Origin of the sequence: Streptomyces sp. NPDC051315, assembly GCF_044455165.1 — a bacterium.
Classification (GTDB): Bacteria; Actinomycetota; Actinomycetes; order Streptomycetales; family Streptomycetaceae; genus Streptomyces.
Genome location: NZ_JBITEN010000018.1, coordinates 31233 through 49458, shown reverse-complemented (window position 1 = coordinate 49458; position 18226 = coordinate 31233). Strand labels below are relative to the sequence as shown.

Below are 18226 nucleotides of genomic sequence, written 5' to 3'. Positions count from 1 at the left end.
TCCCGCCCTTGTTCTTTCCTGCCGAAAGGTGCTCAACCCCCCATGCCCGAGCTGGTGTTCTTCTCCGGAACCATGGACTGCGGGAAGTCGACGCTGGCTCTGCAGATCGAGCACAACCGCTCCGCGCGCGGCCTGCAGGGCATGATTTTCACCCGCGACGACCGTGCGGGCGAGGGCAAGCTGTCCTCCCGCCTCGGCCTGGTCACCGACGCCGTCGAGGTCAAGGACGGGCAGGACCTGTACGCGTACCTCGTCGACCACCTCTCGCACGGCGGCCGGGCGGACTACGTGATCGCGGACGAGGCGCAGTTCCTCGCTGAGGAGCAGATCGACCAGCTCGCGCGCGTGGTCGACGACCTCGGCGTCGACGTCTACGCCTTCGGCATCACGACCGACTTCCGCTCCAAGCTGTTCCCCGGCTCCCAGCGGCTCGTCGAACTCGCCGACCGCGTCGAGGTCCTCCAGGTCGAGGCCCTGTGCTGGTGCGGCGCCCGCGCCACCCACAACGCCCGCACGGTCGGCGGCGTCATGGTCGTCGAGGGCGCCCAGGTCGTCGTCGGCGACGTCAACCAGGCCGACACCATCGGGTACGAGGTCCTGTGCCGCCGGCACCACCGGCGCCGGATGACGGCGGCCACGGCGCGGGCGGCGGCGCTGTCGCCGGACGTACTGCCCGTCACTTCGGCCTGACCCCGCTCAGGAGGCGAAGCCGTTCGGCGCCGTGCCTCCCCCTGTCGGCGACTGAAAGCCGTCGGCGGCGAGTCCCCGTCGCTTCAGCCGACGTGAGCCCTCGCGTGGCCGCCCCGGACGCGCGGGTCGCCCGCGCGCAGCGTCACCATGAGCGCGCCGGGGCGGCCCAGGCCCTCGCCCTGGTGCAGGGTGAGGACGGCGTCCTCGGGGACCAGGCCCAGCTCACGCGCGTACGCACCGAACGCGGCGGGCCGCCGCGCCGGTCGCCGGCTCCTCGACGCCACTGACGGGGAACGGGTCACCGACGTGGAAGACGATCGAGATCCGCGGCCGGCCAGCCCAGCGCGGCGAGCGCCTCCTCGAGATCGGCATCGGCGATCTCCTCGATGCGGGGACGATGGCGAGCGTGTTCTCAACGTCCCGCCCTCCTCGGTCACCTCCACCGGCACGGTGCCGGCGCGCGGCGCGAACAGCACTGCATCGCGGACCCGGCGGCCATCACTTACGTGGCGTCGGTCCGAGGTTCGTCGTCCCAGTCGGTAGCCAATGCGGTCGGCAGCGGCAGCCCGTACTTGTCGCACAGGAAGCGGGTCTGGCAGTACCGCTGGGCGTCGGCGGCCACCCTGCCGAGGACCGCGGAATTCATGCCGGCACCGATGAGGACCCCCACGAACGGCACGACCTTGGCGACGTTCTTGACCGGCACCCTGGACCCGGCCGGGCCCAGCTGCTTCATCAACTTCTCAAGGGCGGCCAGGAGGCGGTGGTCCTGGCGAAGCTTCTGTGACCAGTTCACGCGTCCCTTGACCGCGTCCGCCGCCCGTGCGACGTCACGCAACGGCTTGGCTTTGGCCGCCTGTGCCATGAAGGACCGCTGTACCAGGCGTTGGATGAAGTCCTGCTCCTTGGGGTCTTTGGCGTCGTAGCCGTAGGAGTACGCGATGCGCGTTGCTATCGACGTGCTGAGGACCTGGACGACCAGGATGTCCGCTGTCATCGCCGCGGGGATACCGGCGACGGGGACCATGGCCAGCAGGCCCATGGCGCCACCTTCGAGCGCGCCGGTGGTCCGCCACTTGAGGGTGTTGCGGGTCAGCAGCCGGTCGCAGACCTTGAGGTCCTGCTGCCGCAGTTCGGTGAAACCGTCGATGTCGAAGCCTCGCTTGCGGGCGAGCTTCTCGACGTTCTTCGGATCGTTGAGATCCATGGCCCAGTCGTTGACCAGTTCGAGCAATGCTGCCGCGCCTGCGAGTGCCGGTCGCATGGCCGTGTCGGCGACCGCATCGCCTGCGCGACGGATCGGTTCCGCGACCGCCTCCGGTACAGCGTCCTTGACCCGTCGCACGGCGTTTCCCGCGACCTCGCCGGTGCGACCGAGCGCGGTGCTCGCCCAGTTCGGCAGACCACGGCGGTTGTTGCGCTGCTCCCAGTGCTCGTTGAGCGTGTCCCACACCTGCCCCTCGTACTCGCTCATCGGGGGTGCACCGTCGACGAGTAGGTCGGCGTAAGTGCTCATCGGGATTCTCCAGTTCGACTGTGATCGCTTGGTCCACGATGCCCTACCGGCGACACGTGGATGAGGTACTTCGTCCAGAGTCCGCTGAAAGAGGTGTCGTGCGCAGGGAAGACACGGAGCAGTCATCCCGAGCCGGTTGGCCGTTCAGTCGCCGAGTGTGAACGCGAGGGTGTCAGCGCGCAGTTCGTCCTCGGTCTGGGTGAGCGCGCCGCGGTGGGAGACCTCGACCGGGTAGAACCTCGAGCCCGGCGTGATGTCGTCGACCATGAAGGGGAACCCGCGGCCCGGTTCCGTCTTCTCGCCGAAGACCAGACTGTCCTTGGCGACGAGGGTTCCGGCGGCGTCGCTGACGCTGACCTGGGTGCCGAAGTCGATGTCGGAGTAGCCGCCCGTTCCGGAGCACAGATCGCCGGGGTCGAGAACCCGCGCCGATCCCGCTGACGGTGAGCGTCCCGTCGGTGCCGAACGTCCCTTCCGTGCCGTCGGCCGGCGACACCCCCGCCCAGCAGGCTCCCACCACGGCGGTCCCGAGACCGGCGCCGTGGACCGTCTCGGGGACCGTGACCGGGGGAGGGGCGTGCGGCTGCTGCTCGGGGGAGGACATCGCGGAACTTCCTCTCGGCGCTCGGCACCGCCGCGCGGCGGCCCGGGCGGACGCCGTCGGCCTGCCTGGCGCGCCGTCGTCGACGTCAGCTGCGTCACCGACATGGGGCTCGCCCTCTACGAGGCCCTCGGTGCCGGCCGAACGTCCCACGCCGACGTCCGCGCGGGGGCGGGCTGGGGGCACAAGAACCGCCGGGGCCACGAGTGGGGAGCAAACCGATTCCTCCCCGTTCGGGTCAACACGGGGTCTGCAGAAGCGCGAACCGGGCGCCCTCCGGATCGGCCGCCATCGCCACCCTGCCGTGCACGGTGTCCCGCGCCGGTGCGAGGACCTGCCCGCCCAGGCCGCTCAGGAGACCGAGCGCCTCGTCCACGTCGGCGACCTCGAAGTACGTCATCCAGTGCGGCCCCCGTTCCCGGCGCAACGGGGCGCCGACCCCGTGGATGCCGGCGACCGGGCGGCCGGCGACTCGCAGGGTGACGTAGTCCAGGTCGGCGGAGTCCACCCGCTCCCGCTCGTAGCCGAAGACCGTCTCGTAGAACTTGGCGACGGTCGCGGACTCGAAGGTCAGCAGTTCGTTCCAGGCGGGGGTGCCGGGCACGCCGGTGACGTCCGTGCCGAGGTGGGCGGCCGCCTGCCAGATGCCGAAGACCGCGCCGGTCGGGTCGGAACCGATGGCCAGACGCCCGGCCTCGTCGGCATCGAGAGGACCGACCCCGATCGTGCCGCCGCACAGGCGCACGGTTTCCGCGGTCCTGTCCACGTCGTGCGAGGCGAGGTAGGGCGTCCAGGCGATGGAGAGGTGGCGGTCCGGGGGCAGTTGGCCGATCCCGGCCACCTCATGGCCGCCGAGCTGGGCCCGTACGTACGGGCCGAGCTGCTGGGGGCCGGGTTGGAACTCCCAGCCGAACAGTTCACCGTAGAACTCCTGAGTGGCGGTCAGGCTGTGCACCATCAGGCTCACCCAGCAGGGTGTGCCGGGCGCGTACCGGGCGTGTGCTTCGCCGTTCGGGTCGGCCGATCCACGTGCCTCGGTCATCGTCACTCTCTCCCCGGCCCCTCGCGGTGGCCGCGTCGCTTCCGCCCTCCGGCTCCCAGTCGATGCTCGCACCACCCGGGGTGCGACGCGCTCCGGGCGCGCCGCACCCCGGTCGTGTCGGGAGGATGCCCGGTGCGCGGAGTCCCGTCCGTATCCGTGCGACTGCCGACAGATGTCGATCGGCCGTACGGCGTGTGCTCGATCCCGTACACCACGTGATCGGACCTGTCCGGCCGAGCAGAGTAGCCGGACATGGACGCCGGAGCCACCCCGTGCGCAAGGATGGTGGCCATGAACGCCATCATCTCCGCATCCGAACTCGCGAGGGACCTCACGGGGCAGAACCCGCCGGTCGTGCTCGACGTCCGCTGGCAGCTCAGCGTGGCGAAGGCGGCCGGGGAACCGCCGTTCGACGGCCGGGCCGCGTACGCGTCCGGGCACGTACCGGGTGCCGTCTACGTCGACCTGGACCGGGAGCTGGCCGGCGCGCCCGGTACGGGCGGCCGCCACCCGCTGCCGGACATCGCGGAGTTCGGCGCCGCGATGCGCCGGGCCGGCGTCTCGGCGACCCGGCCGGTGGTCGCCTATGACGGCGGACAGGGCTGGGCGGCGGCTCGTGCCTGGTGGCTGCTGCGCTGGACGGGTCACCCGGACGTGCGGGTCCTCGACGGCGGGTTGCCGTCCTGGCAGGGGGACCTGTCGGTCGACGTGCCGGAGCCCGTCGAGGGTGACTTCGAGCCGGCACCGGCGGCCGGCGGCCTCCTCGACGCGGACGGGGCCGCGGCGCTGGCCCGCTCCGGTGTGCTGTTCGACGCCCGCGCGGGGGAGCGGTACCGGGGTGAGGTCGAGCCGATCGACCGGGTCGGCGGACATGTCCCGGGAGCCGTCTCCGCGCCGACGACCGAGAACGTGGGCCCGGACGGCCGCTTCCTGCCCGCCGAGGAACTGAAGGCCCGCTTCAAGGCGCTGGGCGCGTCCGACGGCACCGAAGTGGGCGTGTACTGCGGCTCCGGCGTCTCCGGCGCCCACGAGGTACTGGCGCTGGCGGTGGCGGGCATCCCGGCGGCCCTGTACGTCGGCTCCTGGTCGGAGTGGTCGTCGGACCCGTCCCGGCCGGTCGCCACGGGCCCCGATCCCCAGTGACGCGATGACGTGAAGACATGGGGGGAGGGTCGCACCGAACAGATGCGGCCCTCCCGTACGTATCCATCGTCGTGCGAACCGACTTCCGTGAATCCGCGGCCCGATCGGGTGAGTCGTCCCCCGGAGGCTCAGAGCTCCGAACAAAAGGGGGACCCGGCTCGCGACGCCTGGCACGCACGCTCGCCGCGTTGTCGAAAGGCCCTGGTGGCTCCGCTACAAGGACCTTCCGGCGCCTTGCGATCGCACGCACCGGACGCCGCGAGCTGATCGGACTCCCCTTGTGTCCGGGGCTCTTACTCCTGCTTCTTGCGCCGGGTGCCGAACACGATCTCGTCCCAGCTCGGCACCGCCGCGCGGCGGCCCGGGCGGACGCCGTCGGCCTCGGCCTGGCGGTCGGTGGCGCCGATCAGACGGTCGCGATGGCTGCCCACGGACCGCGGCATGAGGACGTCCGCGTAGGCGGAACCGGCGGACGCGGCGGGCGCCGGGGGTTCCTCAGCGGCCGGTTCCTCGACGGGCTCCTCCGGTTCGTCCGCCGGCCGTTCCGGGACGACGAGGTCACCGCGGAAGCTCGGTACCGCCTCCAGCAGGCTGGTCAGCGAGTCCCGCTCGCGTTCGCCGGTGCTCTCCTCGTCGTGTTCCGGCGCCGGCGCGGGCAGGCTCGGCCGCTCGAGGGCGCGGTCCATCGAACGCTCACGCGGCAGCCGGGCGATACGGGGGACGAACGGAAAGCTGGGCTCGGGAGCGGCCAGGTCGTCGGACTCGCCGATCAGCGAGCGCGCCTCGTCGTCGACGGCCTGGACGAGCCGCCGCGGCGGGTCGTACGTCCAGCTCGCCGAGTGCGGTTCACCCGCGACCCGGTAGACGAGGAGAACCTCCCAGGTGCCGTCGTCACGGCGCCAGGAGTCCCACTGGACGGTGTCCTTCTCGGCGCCGCGCAGCAGCAGCCGTTCCTGGACGGCCTCGCCGAGCTGGGGCCCCGCGGCGTTCTCACCGGGCCGGCGGACGGGCGTCTTGCGGGCCCGCTCGGCCATGAAGGCGCGCTCGGCCAGCACGGGCCCCTCGAAGCGGCGTACGCGGTCGACGGGAATGCCCGCCATCTGCGCGACTTCCTCCGCCGTGGCACCTGCTCGTATACGCGCCTGGATGTCGCGGGGGCGGAGATGGCTCTCCACCTCGATCTCGATCTGGCCGAGGCGGGGACGGTCACCGCGGACGGCGGCGCGCAGACGCTCGTCAATGGGAAGCGTGTACTCCGTGCTGTCCGCAGCCTTCAGCACCAGCCGTGTGCCGTCATTCGAGACGGCCACGACACGCAGTTCGGGCATGGGGACCTCCCGGGTGGTGCCTGCCGACGTCACGTGCGTCGCTGCTTCCGCTAGTCGAGTGTGGCCTGCCCGGGTGCAGCCTGCCACAACCTTGCCGAGTTGCCCGGCGTGTCGGGCGCGGGCCCTGGATCGCCGTTATGGCACGGTTACCTATTCGCCACGCTAAGTGACCAACTCCGTCACCCTGTGCAACTAGCCCCCTCCTGGCGGTCCAGCAAGGCTCCGGACACCCTGGCGGGAGACCGGACCCAGGGCTCGCAACAGTACTCCATTTGGGCCACGTGCGTGGATTGGCACGCCGTCCAACTTCTGGCAACGGGCGCGACTCGGCCGTCCGTTGCCCCCTTTCCCCGATCTTGAACGTGGCGTACTTCACGCACGTGTCCGAAACGGCACCGGACGCCCACCGGGACCGCTAGGCCCCCAGGACCCTCCGCAGGTAGTCGTTCTGGAACCGACGGTCGGGATCCAGCCGCTCCCGCAACGCCGTGAACTCCCCGAAGCGCGGGTAGACCCCGGCGAAGTACTCCGCGTCCCGCGTGTGCACCTTGCCCCAGTGCGGCCGGCCCTCGTGCGCGGTGAAGATGCGCTCGGCGGCGGTGAAGTACCCCTGGTAGGGCGTGCCCTTGGCCATGTGGACGGCGATGTACGCGCTGTCGCGGCCGGAGGCGGTGGACAGCGTGATGTCGTCGGCCGGCGCGGTGCGCACCTCGACCGGGAAGCTGACGCGCAGGCGCGAGCGGTCCACCATCGACCTCAGTTCGCGCAGCGTGGCGGTCACGGCCTCGCGCGGCACGGCGTACTCCATCTCCACGAACCGCACCCGGCGCGGGGACGTGAAGACCTTGTAGGGGATGTCCGTGTAGGTGCGTGCGGACAGGGCCCTGCTGGAGACGCGGGCGATCGCCGGGATCGTGGCGGGCACCGCCTGGCCGACCCACTGGGCCGCCTGGAAGACGCCGTTGGAGAGGAACTCGTCCTCGAACCAGCCGGCGAGCCGTCCCACGGGCCTGCGGGGGCCGGCGCTGCGGTTGTTGCGTTTGGTGTTCGTGCTGCTCGTGTGCGGGAACCAGTAGAACTCGAAGTGCTCGTTCTCGGCCCACAGTTCGTCGAAGTCGGCGAGGACCCTGTCGAACGGCATCGGCTCCTCGCGCGCGGTGAGCAGGAAGAGCGGCTCCACGGCGAAGGTGATCGCGGTGACGATGCCGAGGGCGCCGAGGCCGATCCGGGCCGCCGCGAAGACCTCGGGGTTGTCCTTCTCGGAGCAGGTGAGGACCGAGCCGTCGGCCGTGACCAGTTCCAGAGCCCTGATCTGGGCGGCGATGGAGCCCGACTCGCGGCCCGTGCCGTGGGTGCCGGTGCTGGTGGCCCCGGAGGCGGTCTGCTCCATGATGTCGCCCATGTTGGTGAGCGACAGGCCCTCGCGCGCCAGGGCCACGTTGAGTCTCTTGAGCGGGGTGCCCGCCTCGACCGTGACGGTCATGTTCTCGCGGTCGACGTCGCGGATGCCGGTCAACAGTTGAGGACGGATCAACACGCCGTCGGTGGCGGCGATCGACGTGAAGGAGTGACCGCTGCCGACGGCCTTGACCCTCAGCCCGTCCTCGGCGGCCCGGCGCACCGCTGCGGCCAGCTCGTCGACGGAGGCGGGCGTGACCTCCCGTGCGGGGCGGGCGGCGACATTGCCGCCCCAGTTACGCCACGTGCCGTTCTTCCCGCTCGCTGTGCTGCTCAACGGTGCCTCCCCGACCCGGAGCCGGCCTGCTGAGCCGGCGGTACCCCAGGAAACCGACCGCGACCGCGACGGCCCCGGACACCGCCGGAACCCCGTACCCGGCCCGCGCGCCGGCCGCGTCGATGACCCAGCCGGCGAAGGACGAACCGAGCGCGACGCCGACGGCGAGCCCGGTGCTCACCCAGGTCATGCCCTCGGTCAGTTGCGCGCGAGGTACGTGCTCTTCGATGAGGGACATGGTCGTGATCATCGTGGGAGCGATGGCCAGACCCGCAACGAACAGCGCCACGGCCAGGAACGGCAAGTTTCCGACCAGTAGGAGGGGGATCATACTCACGGCCATCATGAACACGCCCAGCAGCCAGCGACGTTCCGGCGACCCCTTGAGGCGCAGCAGACCGAAGACCAGGCCCGCCGCGCAGGAGCCCGCCGCGTAGAGCGCCAGGACGACGCTCGCGGCGCCCTTGTGGCCCCGCTCGTCGGCGAACGCGACGGTGACCACGTCGACCGCGCCGAAGATCGCGCCGGTCGCCACGAAGGTGGCCACCAGGACCTGCAGGCCCGGCGAGCGCAGGGCCGAGCCGCCGCCGCTCCGCTCGCGCGGGTGCGGCTCCGGCTCGGTGGCCCGCTGCGCGGTCAGCCAGAAGACGCCGACGGCCAGGAAGCAGGCCGCCAGCAGCGGCCCCGCCTCGGGAAACCAGGCGGTGGACAGCCCGATGGAGATGATCGGTCCGAAGATGAAGCAGACCTCGTCCACCACGGACTCGAAGGAGTACGCGGTGTGCAGCTGCGGGGTTCCCCGGTACACGGCCGCCCAGCGGGCCCGGATCATCGCGCCGAGACTCGGCACGGAGCCGATCCCGGCCGCGCACACGAACAGCACCCAGTCCGGCCAGTCGAAGTGCGCGGCCAGCAGCAGCCCGGCCGACGCCGCGAGCGCCACCAGGGTCGCCGGGCGCAGCACCCGGCGCTGCCCGTACTGGTCCACCAGGCGCGAGATCTGCGGCCCGATCGCCGCGGCCGCCAGCGCGATGGTCGCCGACAGGGCGCCCGCCAGGCCGTAGCGCCCGGTGAGCTGGGAGACCATCGTGACCACGCCGATGCCCATCATCGACAGCGGCATCCGGCCGAGGAACCCCGCGGCGGAGAAACCCTTGGAGCCGGGGGCGGCGAACAGGGCGCGGTAGGGGCTGGGCACGGAGGTCTCCGGTGGGTCCGGTCACGCGTGCGTAGCGGCTCGGCACGGCGCGAGAGACGGCGGCTCTGGGGGCTCGGTAAGGCGTGCAGGGAGCGCGACAGGACTGGTAAGGCGTGATGGGCGCGCATACAGCTTACGAGTTAGGCAACCCTAACGCACCTCTCGCGCAGCCTTCGGCCCGGTGGGCGCCCCGACACCTTGCCCGTCCGGCACCCTGCGGTTGCCCGGCTGTCAGCGCCGGGTGGCAGGATCGAGACATGCCAGACGCGCTCGATGCCACCCCCTACGACGCCCTGCTCCTGCTCTCCTTCGGCGGCCCGGAAGGCCCGGACGACGTGGTCCCGTTCCTGGAGAACGTGACGCGCGGGCGCGGCATCCCCAAGGAACGCCTGAAGGAAGTCGGTCAGCACTACTTCCTGTTCGGCGGGGTCAGCCCCATCAACGACCAGAACCGCGCCCTGCTGGACGCCCTGCGCAAGGACTTCGCCGATCACGGCCTGAACCTGCCGATCTACTGGGGCAACCGCAACTGGGCCCCCTACCTGACGGACACCCTGCGCGAGATGGTCGCCGACGGCCGCCGCCGCATCCTCGTCCTCGCCACCAGCGCCTACGCCTCGTACTCCGGCTGCCGCCAGTACCGCGAGAACCTCGCCGACTCGCTGGCCGCCCTGGAGGCCGAGGGCCTGCCGCTGCCGAAGATCGACAAGCTGCGGCACTACTTCAACCACCCGGGCTTCCTGGAGCCCATGATCGACGGCGTGGTCCGGTCCCTCGCCGACCTCCCCGAGAACGTCCGCGACGGCGCCCACATCGCGTTCACGACCCACTCGATCCCCACGGCCGCGGCCGACACCTCCGGGCCCGTGACGGACCACGGCGACGGCGGCGCGTACGTCAGGCAGCACCTGGACGTGGCACGGCTGATCGCCGACGCCGTCCGTGAGCGCACCGGCGTCGACCACCCCTGGCAGCTCGTCTACCAGTCCCGCTCCGGCGCACCGCACATCCCGTGGCTGGAGCCCGACATCTGCGACCACCTGGAGGAGCGGCACGCGGCCGGCGTCCCGGCGGTCGTGATGGCGCCCATCGGTTTCGTCTCCGACCACATGGAGGTCCTCTACGACCTCGACACGGAGGCCGCGGCCCGAGCGCAGGAGCTGGGCCTGCCGGTGCGCCGCTCGGCCACCGTCGGCGCCGACCCGCGCTTCGCCGCCGCCGTCCGCGAGCTCGTCCTGGAGCGCGCCGCCACCGAGAGCGGCCGGGAGATCACCCCGTGCGCCCTGGGCACGCTCGGCGCCAGCCACGACCTCTGCCCCGTCGGCTGCTGCCCGGCCCGCGCCCCCCGGCCCGCCGCCGCGGGCGCCGACAGCCCCTACGCGTGAGGAAGTCCGTGACCGACCCCCTGCACACCGACCTGCTCGAGCTCGCCAGGGAAGCCGCCCGCCGGGCCGGCGAGCTGCTGCGGGACGGCCGCCCGGCCGACCTCGCGGTCGCCGCCACCAAGTCCAGCCCCATCGACGTGGTCACCGAGATGGACATCGCGGCCGAGAAGCTGATCACCGGCCTGATCTCCGACCGGCGCCCCGACGACGGCTTCCTCGGCGAGGAGGGCGCCTCCAGCGAGGGCAGCAGCGGCGTCCGCTGGGTGATCGACCCGCTCGACGGCACGGTGAACTACCTCTACGGGCTGCCCACCTGGGCCGTCTCGATAGCCGCCGAGCAGGACGGCGAGACCGTCGTCGGGGTCGTCGAGATCCCGATGCGCGGCGAGACGCACCACGCGGTGCGCGGCGGGGGTGCCTGGGCAACCGGCGCCTGGACGGGCGAACGGGCCCTCACCTGCCGCCCCGCGGCACCCCTCGACCAGGCCCTGGTCTCCACCGGCTTCAACTACGTCACCGAGGTCCGCGCCCACCAGGCCGACGTCGCGCAGAGGCTGATCCCGCTGCTGCGGGACATCCGGCGCAGCGGATCCGCGGCCGTCGACCTGTGCGACGTGGCAGCCGGGCGCCTGGACGGGTACTACGAGCGCGGTCTGCATCCCTGGGACCTCGCCGCGGGCGACCTGATCGCCCGGGAGGCCGGCGCGCTGACCGGTGGACGCCCCGGAGAGCGCCCGTCACGTGACCTGGCGATCGCGGCGACCCCGGGCGTCTTCGAGCCCCTCCAGCGGCTCCTGGAGGACTTGGGCGCCTGGCACGACTGACGCGGGCACCGGCTCACGCGAAGGGGCCCCGGCGCTGGATTCGCCGGGGCCCCTCCGTCGTACGTGCGAACCGCTCAGACGCTGGTCGCGCCGACTTCCACACCGTGCTCGGCGGCGAGGCGGCGCAGGTCGTCGAGCTCGCCCTGCTCCACCTCGACGAGGAAGTCGTCGCCCTCGTCACGAGCCCGCGTCAGGTCGGACTCGGTCGCCTTTATGCGCTGCAGAAGTCCTGCGGTGAATGCGTCCATGCTGCGCCCCCTCGTCCTTGGGTCGTGGATCGGTGGCACGGGGGTGTGCCGGTTGGGAAGGGGCGATCACGTCTCCGGTAGATGCCCGGCACACTGCCCTGCCGGGCGGCGACGGTGCCGGACACCCACGCCCGCTCTGCGGCAAGCGGATCGGATACCACATGGTGTTGCGGCCCATGCAGAGCGTGATCGCGGGGTGTAAAGCCGTCCTCCCCCCACTGTCTTCCGTGGAAACCTCAACCGCACGAGAAAATCTCGCATTCCCGGGCTTCACACCTGTCCTTCATGGGCCGCACACCCGCCTTACCGCCGACTTATGGCCGAAAAGGGCAGGATGGAAGCACACACCCACCAAGACCCCTGCCCGCCTGCGCTCACGGAGCGCTACGCGGGTGGACACAGGAAGGACAAGCGACGTGCGCGTACTCGTCGTCGAGGACGAGCAACTGCTCGCCGATGCGGTGGCCACCGGACTGCGCCGGGAGGCCATGGCCGTCGACGTCGTGTACGACGGTGCGGCCGCCCTGGAGCGCATCGGCGTCAACGACTACGACGTGGTCGTTCTCGACCGCGATCTCCCGCTCGTGCACGGCGACGACGTCTGCCGCAGGATCGTCGAACTCGGCATGCCCACGCGCGTGCTGATGCTCACGGCGTCCGGCGACGTCAGCGACCGTGTCGAGGGCCTGGAGATCGGCGCCGACGACTACCTCCCGAAGCCGTTCGCGTTCAGCGAGCTCATCGCACGCGTGCGTGCCCTCGGCCGGCGCACCAGCGTGCCGCTGCCGCCCGTCCTGGAGCGGGCCGGCATCAAGCTCGATCCCAACCGCCGCGAGGTCTTCCGCGACGGCAAGGAGGTCCAGCTCGCGCCGAAGGAGTTCGCCGTGCTGGAGGTCCTGATGCGCAGCGAGGGCGCCGTCGTCTCCGCGGAGCAGCTCCTGGAGAAGGCCTGGGACGAGAACACCGACCCGTTCACCAACGTCGTGCGCGTCACCGTCATGACCCTGCGCCGCAAGCTCGGCGAACCCCCGGTGATCGTCACGGTTCCCGGCTCCGGCTACCGGATCTGAGCCCCCGTGGCCACGACGCCCGCGCCTCCCCAGGCGCCCCCGAAACCCACCTGGGACCCGAGGCGGCCCCAGGCCCCCTTCCCCTGGCTCCGCCCGACGATCCGCATACGGCTCACGCTGCTGTACGGCGGGATGTTCCTGATCGCCGGCATCCTGCTGCTGTCGATCATCTACCTGCTCGCCGCGAACGCGCTGAACGTGGGCAGCGACCTTCCCTTCAAGATCGTCTCCGGCGGGGTCTCCAGCGACATCTGCAAGCTGCGGAGCGTGGAGCTGCCCGCGGCCGAGCTCAACCAGGCGCTGAACGAGTGCGTCAACGAACAGCGCCAGCACGCCCTGGACGACCTCCTCAGCCGCTCCCTCCTCGCCCTCCTGGGCCTCGCCGTCATCGCCTTCGCCTTCGGTTACGCGATGGCCGGCCGCGTCCTGTCCCCGCTCGGCCGGATCACCCGTACCGCGCGCGCGGTGGCGGGCTCGGACCTGTCCCGCCGTATCGAACTGGACGGGCCGGACGACGAGCTGAAGGAACTGGCCGACACCTTCGACGACATGCTGGAGCGTCTGCAGCGCGCCTTCACCGCCCAGCAGCGCTTCGTGGGCAACGCCTCGCACGAGCTGAGAACGCCGCTCGCGATCAACCGCACGCTCCTCGAGGTGCACCTCTCCGACCCGAACGCGCCCGTGGAGCTGCAACAGCTCGGCAAGACGCTGCTCGCCACGAACGAGCGCAGCGAGCAGCTCGTGGAGGGACTGCTGCTGCTCGCCCGCAGCGACAACCAGATCGTCGAGCGCAAGCCGGTCGATCTCGCCGAGGTCGCCGGGCAGGCCATCGACCAGGTGCACGGTGAGGCCGAGGCCAAGGGCGTGCGGATCCGCGGCAAGCGCGAGTCGGCGGTCGTCCAGGGCAACGGCGTACTGTTGGAGCGGATCGCCCTGAACCTGGTGCAGAACGCCGTGCGGTACAACGTGCCCGAGGACGGCTGGGTCGAGGTGACCACCGAGGTCCAGCACGGCCAGGCGGTTCTGGTCGTGTCCAACACGGGGCCGGTGGTGCCGGCGTACGAGATCGACAACCTCTTCGAGCCCTTCCGACGGCTGCGTACCGAGCGCACGGGGAGCGACAAGGGAGTCGGGCTCGGCCTGTCCATCGTGCGGTCCGTGGCCCGGGCGCACGGCGGGCACATCACGGCCCAGCCGCGTGACGGAGGAGGACTCGTGATGCGAGTGACCCTCCCGCTCTGAGATCATGTCGGCGACACACGGGGGGATGTTCGCTTTGCGCGGAATTTTCAGGGCTGTGATCCAGCTTCCTCGTGTGTGATCGATCACAGGCACGATTTTCCGGCCATCTACTCTCCGTGATCATGAATGCCGTCGGAAAGCCCGGAAACTCCGGGTTTTCGGGGGTCCTGATCACGGGAAGTACACGGTGAGGCGCCTTTGAAGTGCGGCATTCGGACCGTGTACGGTCCCGATCGCCATCCAAGCCGATCACTCATGAGGAGTCCGGTTGGGTGTCGATTGAGTAACAGACCTTGATGTGAGGCAAAATCTCCGCCTCGAGGCGGGCACAAGTCCGGCCTCTCACGCGTTACGTGCGCTGGAGACACCGCAGATACCCAGAGGGGGAGAGGCGAAATGGCAACCGATTACGACACCCCACGCAAGACCGATGACGATGTCGACTCCGACAGCCTTGAAGAGCTGAAGGCCCGGCGGAACGACAAGTCCGCCTCCGCTGTCGACGTCGACGAGTTCGAGGCCGCGGAAGGCCTGGAGCTGCCCGGCGCAGACCTCTCCAACGAGGAACTGGCCGTCCGGGTGCTGCCGAAGCAGCAGGACGAGTTCACTTGCATGAGCTGCTTCCTGGTGCACCACCGCAGCCAGCTGGCCAGGGAGAAGAACGGCCAGCCGATCTGCCGCGACTGCGACTGAGGGAGGGTCGGCCGTGACTGGCTCGACCCCTCCTCGGAAGCGCCGCTTCCCTTTCCCGGGAGCGGACAAGGGGCCGTCCGACGGCTCCCAAGGCGTGCGTGACGACGAGCGAGGCTCATCCGGCAAGGGAGTGGTCCCTGCGGGATCGGCCTCGCTCGAGCCGGACGACCGGGACGCCCTCCCGGCGCCGGCGCCGGGCGCCGCGCCCGTCGCCAGGCGACGGGCGGCGGTGGTCCGGGACAAGGCCGTGGGCATGGCCAGAGCAGGCGTCCGCGCGAGCGGCAGCCGGGCCAGGGCGGCCCTGGCCCAGCTCACCGACCGGATCATCGAGACAGCTCCCAGGATCCCGGTACGGGACCTTCAGACGCTCCGCCGGCAGTTCCCCGGCCTCGGGCCGGAACAGCTCGCCGACAAGCTGGTGGCCGGCGCGGCGACGGCCACGTCCACCGTCGGAGCGGGCATCGGCGCGGCGGCCATGCTGCCCGTACCGCCCGCGATGCCGGCCGAGATCGCCGCCGAGATCACCGGCGTCGCGGCGATCGAACTGAAGCTGATCGCCGAACTGCACGAGGTCTACGGCCTGCGGCCGCAGGGCAACCTCATGGAGCGCAGCACCGCGTACCTGCGCTCGTGGTCCGGCGAGCGCGGGGTGGACGTGCTGAAGCCCGCCTCGATCAACTCGGCCCTGGGCGGCCAGGTGAAGCGCGAACTGCGCCAGCAGATCATGAAGCGCACGGTCCGCGACCTGCCGAACCTGATGCCGTTCCTGGTGGGCGCCGCGGTCGGCGCGGTCATGAACCGACGGGACACCAAGAAGCTGGCCGCGAAGGTCCGGGCCGACCTGCGCAGGATCCAGGTGCCGTGGGACGCCCTGCCCGAGCTGCCGCCGCTGGACAAGCCCGAGAATCCGCTGCCCCTCGGCGGCGACGAGAACCCCGAAGGACCCTCCCGGGAACGCGGGGACTGAGAGCTCTCTGCGCGGCGCGGCCGAACCCTTTGCCTACGCCGTCGTCTCCCGCGCCGTCCGCAGCGCCTCGGCCAGGCGCTCGGGCTCCCGCGTCGACAGGTAGAGGTACGGCGTCGGGTCGTCCGGGTCGGTGACCTCCACCCGCAGTGCGGTGGGGATGTAGGCGCGCAGCAGCAGGAAGGCGCGGGTGTCGGCCTTGTGGGTGCGCCAGGCGCGCGCCTCGTCGGGGGACAGGACCTCCGCCTCACCCAGTGCCGTGACCGGGATCTTCGCCTCGCCCGCGATCAGGGAGTCGCCCACGACCCGGATCCGGACCGAGCCGTAGGAACTGGCCACGACCGCCGCGACGGCGGTGCCGCCGACCAGGCCGCCGAGCAACGGCAGAGTGCCAAAGGGCAGCAGGATCAGGGCGAAGGAGACGCCCACGAGGAACGAGACGAACCACCACGAGCGGGGGGCGGTGAGGCGTTCTTCGTACGGGGTGGCGGAGAGCTGCATGGAGCCAAGCTTGGCACGCTGTCCGGATATGGCCAGGGTCAGGGTCACCGCGCGCGCAGCACCGTCGGTCGGGGTGGCGGCGGGCCGTGGACGGGCGGGTAAGGTCTGCGGCTGTGAGTGGTACTTCCCCAGCTCTTCAGCCTCCGGCCGACGCCCTGAAGCCGGTCCGGCACCCCGACGCTCCCGAACCCGGCGAGGTCCTCGGTGCCCACTACGAACAGTGTTTCGGGTGCGGCGGCGCACAGCCGCACGGGCTGCACCTGGAGGCGCGGGCCGGCGAAGGGGTCACCGTCACCGCCGAGTTCACCGTGCGCCCCGCCCACCAGGGGGCGCCCGGACTGGCTCACGGCGGCGTCCTGGCCAGCGCCCTCGACGAGACGCTCGGCTCGCTGAACTGGCTGCTGCGGACGATCGCCGTGACCGGACGGCTCGAGACCGACTTCGTGCGGCCCGTGCCCGTCGGTACGACGCTGTACCTGGAGGCCGAGGTGACGGCGGTGGCCGGGCGGAAGATCTTCTCCACCGCCACCGGACGGATCGGTGGTCCCGACGGTCCCGTCGCCGTCCGTGCCGACGCGCTCTTCGTCGAGGTCAAGGTCGAGCACTTCGTCCACCACGGCCGTCAGGAGGAGATCGAGGCGGCCATGAACGACCCGGACCAGGTCCGGCGCGCCCGCGCCTTCGAGGTGAACCCGTGAGCCGTCCTCCCGTGAACGTCCTGATCCGGCGCGTCGACCCCGACGTACCGCTTCCGACGTACGAGCATCCCGGTGACGCGGGGGCCGATCTGCGGACCACCGAGAGCCGGGAACTCGCACCGGGGGAACGCGCGGTGCTGCCCTCGGGGGTGTCCATCGCGCTCCCGGAGGGGTACGCGGCCTTCGTGCATCCTCGTTCGGGGCTCGCCGCCCGGTGCGGTGTCGCCCTCGTGAATGCCCCGGGGACGGTTGATGCCGGGTACCGTGGGGAGATCAAGGTGATCGTGGTGAATCTCGACCCGCGCGAGTCCGTGCGGTTCGAGCGCTTCGACCGGATTGCCCAACTGGTCGTCCAGCAGGTCGAGAGGGTCCGCTTCCAGGAGGTCGCGGAGCTTCCCGACTCGGCGCGGGCCGAGGGGGGCTTCGGGTCCACCGGTGGCCACGCCGCGGTGGACGGCGGGGGCGGCACAAGCGGTCAGGCCGCCATGGGCGGCGCGACGGGTGGGAATCGATACGCTTCGGTCGTATCCGACCGGGAAGGACAGTGACGTGTTCGGACGTCGCAAGAAGAAGGGTGCCGCCGAGGACGCGGCCGGCGAGGCCGAGCAGGTCGTCGACAGTGTCGACACTGAGGCGGACGAGGTAGTGGGCGAGCGCGAGCGCGTACGGCTCGAGCCCGAGCCGCGGCCCGACGGGCCGTGGGACAGCTCGGAGGTACGCGACCCCGGTGAGGGCCGGGTGGACCTGGGCGGACTCTTCGTGCCCGGGGTCGACGGCATGGAGCTGCGGGTCGAGGTCGCGGGCGACGCGATCGTCGCGGCCACCGTCGTGCTGCGCGACAGCGCCATCCAGCTGCAGGCCTTCGCCGCGCCCAAGCGCGAGGGCATCTGGGGCGAGGTGCGCGAGGAGATCGGCTCGGGCATCACCCAGCAGGGCGGCATCGTCGACGAGGTCGAGGGCCCGCTGGGCTGGGAGCTGCGGGCCCAGGTGCCGGTGCAGCTGCCGGACGGCACGGGCGGGTTCCATGTCGTGCGGTTCGTCGGCGTGGACGGCCCCCGCTGGTTCCTGCGCGGTGTGATCTCGGGTCAGGGCGCGGTGCAGCCGCAGGCGGCCGGCCTGCTCGAGCAGATCTTCCGGGACACGGTCGTGGTCCGCGGCGACGGCCCCATGGCGCCCCGCGACCCGATCGTCCTCAAGCTGCCGAACGACGCCCAGATGGTCCCCGAGGGCGTCCAGCAGGAGGAGGCGGGCTCCCGCTTCTCCGGTGGAATGGGCCAGCTTCAGCGCGGACCGGAGATCACCGAGGTCCGCTGAACCAGAACCGCGACAAGGGCCGCACCCCCGGGTG

19 protein-coding genes and 1 pseudogene are annotated in these 18226 nt (G+C 71.3%); 11 read left to right on the top strand and 9 right to left on the bottom strand.

Annotated elements, in window-relative coordinates:
* Positions 1-42 precede the first annotated feature (42 nt).
* Complete coding sequence (locus ACIBBD_RS29670) at positions 43-690, top strand: thymidine kinase (protein ID WP_399422637.1); 648 nt, start codon at positions 43-45, stop codon at positions 688-690.
* Positions 691-773: 83 nt separating this feature from the next.
* Here the strand turns inward: ACIBBD_RS29670 and ACIBBD_RS29665 are convergent.
* The 4 genes and pseudogenes from ACIBBD_RS29665 to ACIBBD_RS29650 form a co-directional block, all read right to left on the bottom strand.
* A pseudogene (locus ACIBBD_RS29665) lies at positions 774-1166 on the bottom strand (PhzF family phenazine biosynthesis protein); the annotation flags it as partial.
* Between the two features lie 26 nt (positions 1167-1192).
* On the bottom strand, positions 1193-2206 hold the full coding sequence (locus tag ACIBBD_RS29660; RefSeq protein WP_399422636.1) for an EcsC family protein: 1014 nt from the start codon (positions 2204-2206) through the stop codon (positions 1193-1195).
* Positions 2207-2350: 144 nt separating this feature from the next.
* Positions 2351-2473, bottom strand: a complete 123-nt coding sequence (locus ACIBBD_RS29655; protein ID WP_399422635.1) for a hypothetical protein — start codon at positions 2471-2473, stop codon at positions 2351-2353.
* 572 nt (positions 2474-3045) lie between these two features.
* Positions 3046-3849, bottom strand: coding sequence for a VOC family protein (locus ACIBBD_RS29650; protein WP_399422634.1), 804 nt, complete (start codon positions 3847-3849; stop codon positions 3046-3048).
* A gap of 291 nt (positions 3850-4140) precedes the next feature.
* Between ACIBBD_RS29650 and ACIBBD_RS29645 the strand changes: the two genes are divergently transcribed.
* A complete protein-coding gene (locus ACIBBD_RS29645) occupies positions 4141-4992 on the top strand; it encodes a sulfurtransferase (RefSeq protein ID WP_399422632.1) in 852 nt (283 codons plus the stop codon).
* A gap of 293 nt (positions 4993-5285) precedes the next feature.
* On the opposite strand, the gene sepH is transcribed toward ACIBBD_RS29645, so the two are convergent.
* The 3 genes from sepH to ACIBBD_RS29630 form a co-directional block, all read right to left on the bottom strand.
* On the bottom strand, positions 5286-6320 hold the full coding sequence (gene sepH / locus ACIBBD_RS29640; protein WP_399422631.1) for a septation protein SepH: 1035 nt from the start codon (positions 6318-6320) through the stop codon (positions 5286-5288).
* 415 nt (positions 6321-6735) lie between these two features.
* Positions 6736-8055, bottom strand: a complete 1320-nt coding sequence (locus tag ACIBBD_RS29635; protein ID WP_399422630.1) for a D-arabinono-1,4-lactone oxidase — start codon at positions 8053-8055, stop codon at positions 6736-6738.
* On the bottom strand, positions 8015-9253 hold the full coding sequence (locus ACIBBD_RS29630; RefSeq protein ID WP_399422629.1) for an MFS transporter: 1239 nt from the start codon (positions 9251-9253) through the stop codon (positions 8015-8017). The genes ACIBBD_RS29635 and ACIBBD_RS29630 overlap by 41 nt, the downstream gene beginning before the upstream one ends.
* A 257-nt stretch (positions 9254-9510) precedes the next feature.
* Here ACIBBD_RS29630 and ACIBBD_RS29625 point away from each other — a divergent pair, with 257 nt between their 5' ends.
* Both ACIBBD_RS29625 and ACIBBD_RS29620 read left to right on the top strand, forming a co-directional pair.
* Positions 9511-10638, top strand: a complete 1128-nt coding sequence (locus ACIBBD_RS29625) for a ferrochelatase (RefSeq protein WP_399422628.1) — start codon at positions 9511-9513, stop codon at positions 10636-10638.
* Between the two features lie 8 nt (positions 10639-10646).
* A complete protein-coding gene (locus ACIBBD_RS29620; protein ID WP_399422627.1) occupies positions 10647-11462 on the top strand; it encodes an inositol monophosphatase family protein in 816 nt (271 codons plus the stop codon).
* A 74-nt stretch (positions 11463-11536) separates the two neighbouring features.
* On the opposite strand, the gene ACIBBD_RS29615 is transcribed toward ACIBBD_RS29620, so the two are convergent.
* A complete protein-coding gene (locus tag ACIBBD_RS29615; protein WP_194039889.1) occupies positions 11537-11710 on the bottom strand; it encodes a hypothetical protein in 174 nt (57 codons plus the stop codon).
* A gap of 416 nt (positions 11711-12126) precedes the next feature.
* On the opposite strand from ACIBBD_RS29615, the gene ACIBBD_RS29610 reads away from it, so the two are divergent.
* The 4 genes from ACIBBD_RS29610 (at position 12127) to ACIBBD_RS29595 (ending at position 15682) form a co-directional block, all read left to right on the top strand.
* Entirely contained in the window at positions 12127-12780 is a 654-nt protein-coding gene (locus tag ACIBBD_RS29610) for a response regulator transcription factor (protein ID WP_007387794.1), read from the top strand.
* Positions 12781-12786: 6 nt separating this feature from the next.
* Entirely contained in the window at positions 12787-14022 is a 1236-nt protein-coding gene (locus ACIBBD_RS29605) for a sensor histidine kinase (protein WP_399422626.1), read from the top strand.
* Between the two features lie 396 nt (positions 14023-14418).
* Positions 14419-14715, top strand: coding sequence for a DUF4193 domain-containing protein (locus ACIBBD_RS29600; RefSeq protein ID WP_003993510.1), 297 nt, complete (start codon positions 14419-14421; stop codon positions 14713-14715).
* Positions 14716-14728: 13 nt separating this feature from the next.
* Positions 14729-15682, top strand: coding sequence for a hypothetical protein (locus ACIBBD_RS29595; RefSeq protein WP_399422625.1), 954 nt, complete (start codon positions 14729-14731; stop codon positions 15680-15682).
* Between the two features lie 33 nt (positions 15683-15715).
* Here ACIBBD_RS29595 and ACIBBD_RS29590 read toward each other — a convergent pair whose 3' ends face one another.
* The gene (locus ACIBBD_RS29590) at positions 15716-16180 is read right to left on the bottom strand and encodes a DUF3093 domain-containing protein (RefSeq protein WP_399422624.1); all 465 of its coding nucleotides are present in this window, start codon (positions 16178-16180) and stop codon (positions 15716-15718) included.
* A 113-nt stretch (positions 16181-16293) separates the two neighbouring features.
* Here ACIBBD_RS29590 and ACIBBD_RS29585 point away from each other — a divergent pair, with 113 nt between their 5' ends.
* Genes ACIBBD_RS29585 through ACIBBD_RS29575 form a run of 3 tightly spaced genes read left to right on the top strand, consistent with a single transcriptional unit; the run spans position 16294 to position 18192 of the window.
* A complete protein-coding gene (locus tag ACIBBD_RS29585) occupies positions 16294-16878 on the top strand; it encodes a PaaI family thioesterase (RefSeq protein ID WP_399422623.1) in 585 nt (194 codons plus the stop codon).
* Positions 16875-17426 carry a dUTP diphosphatase gene (dut, locus tag ACIBBD_RS29580; RefSeq protein WP_399422622.1) on the top strand — a complete coding sequence of 184 codons (552 nt, stop codon included), beginning with the start codon at positions 16875-16877 and terminating at the stop codon, positions 17424-17426. The genes ACIBBD_RS29585 and dut overlap by 4 nt, the downstream gene beginning before the upstream one ends.
* A gap of 1 nt (position 17427) precedes the next feature.
* Positions 17428-18192, top strand: coding sequence for a DUF3710 domain-containing protein (locus tag ACIBBD_RS29575; protein ID WP_399422621.1), 765 nt, complete (start codon positions 17428-17430; stop codon positions 18190-18192).
* Positions 18193-18226 lie beyond the last annotated feature (34 nt).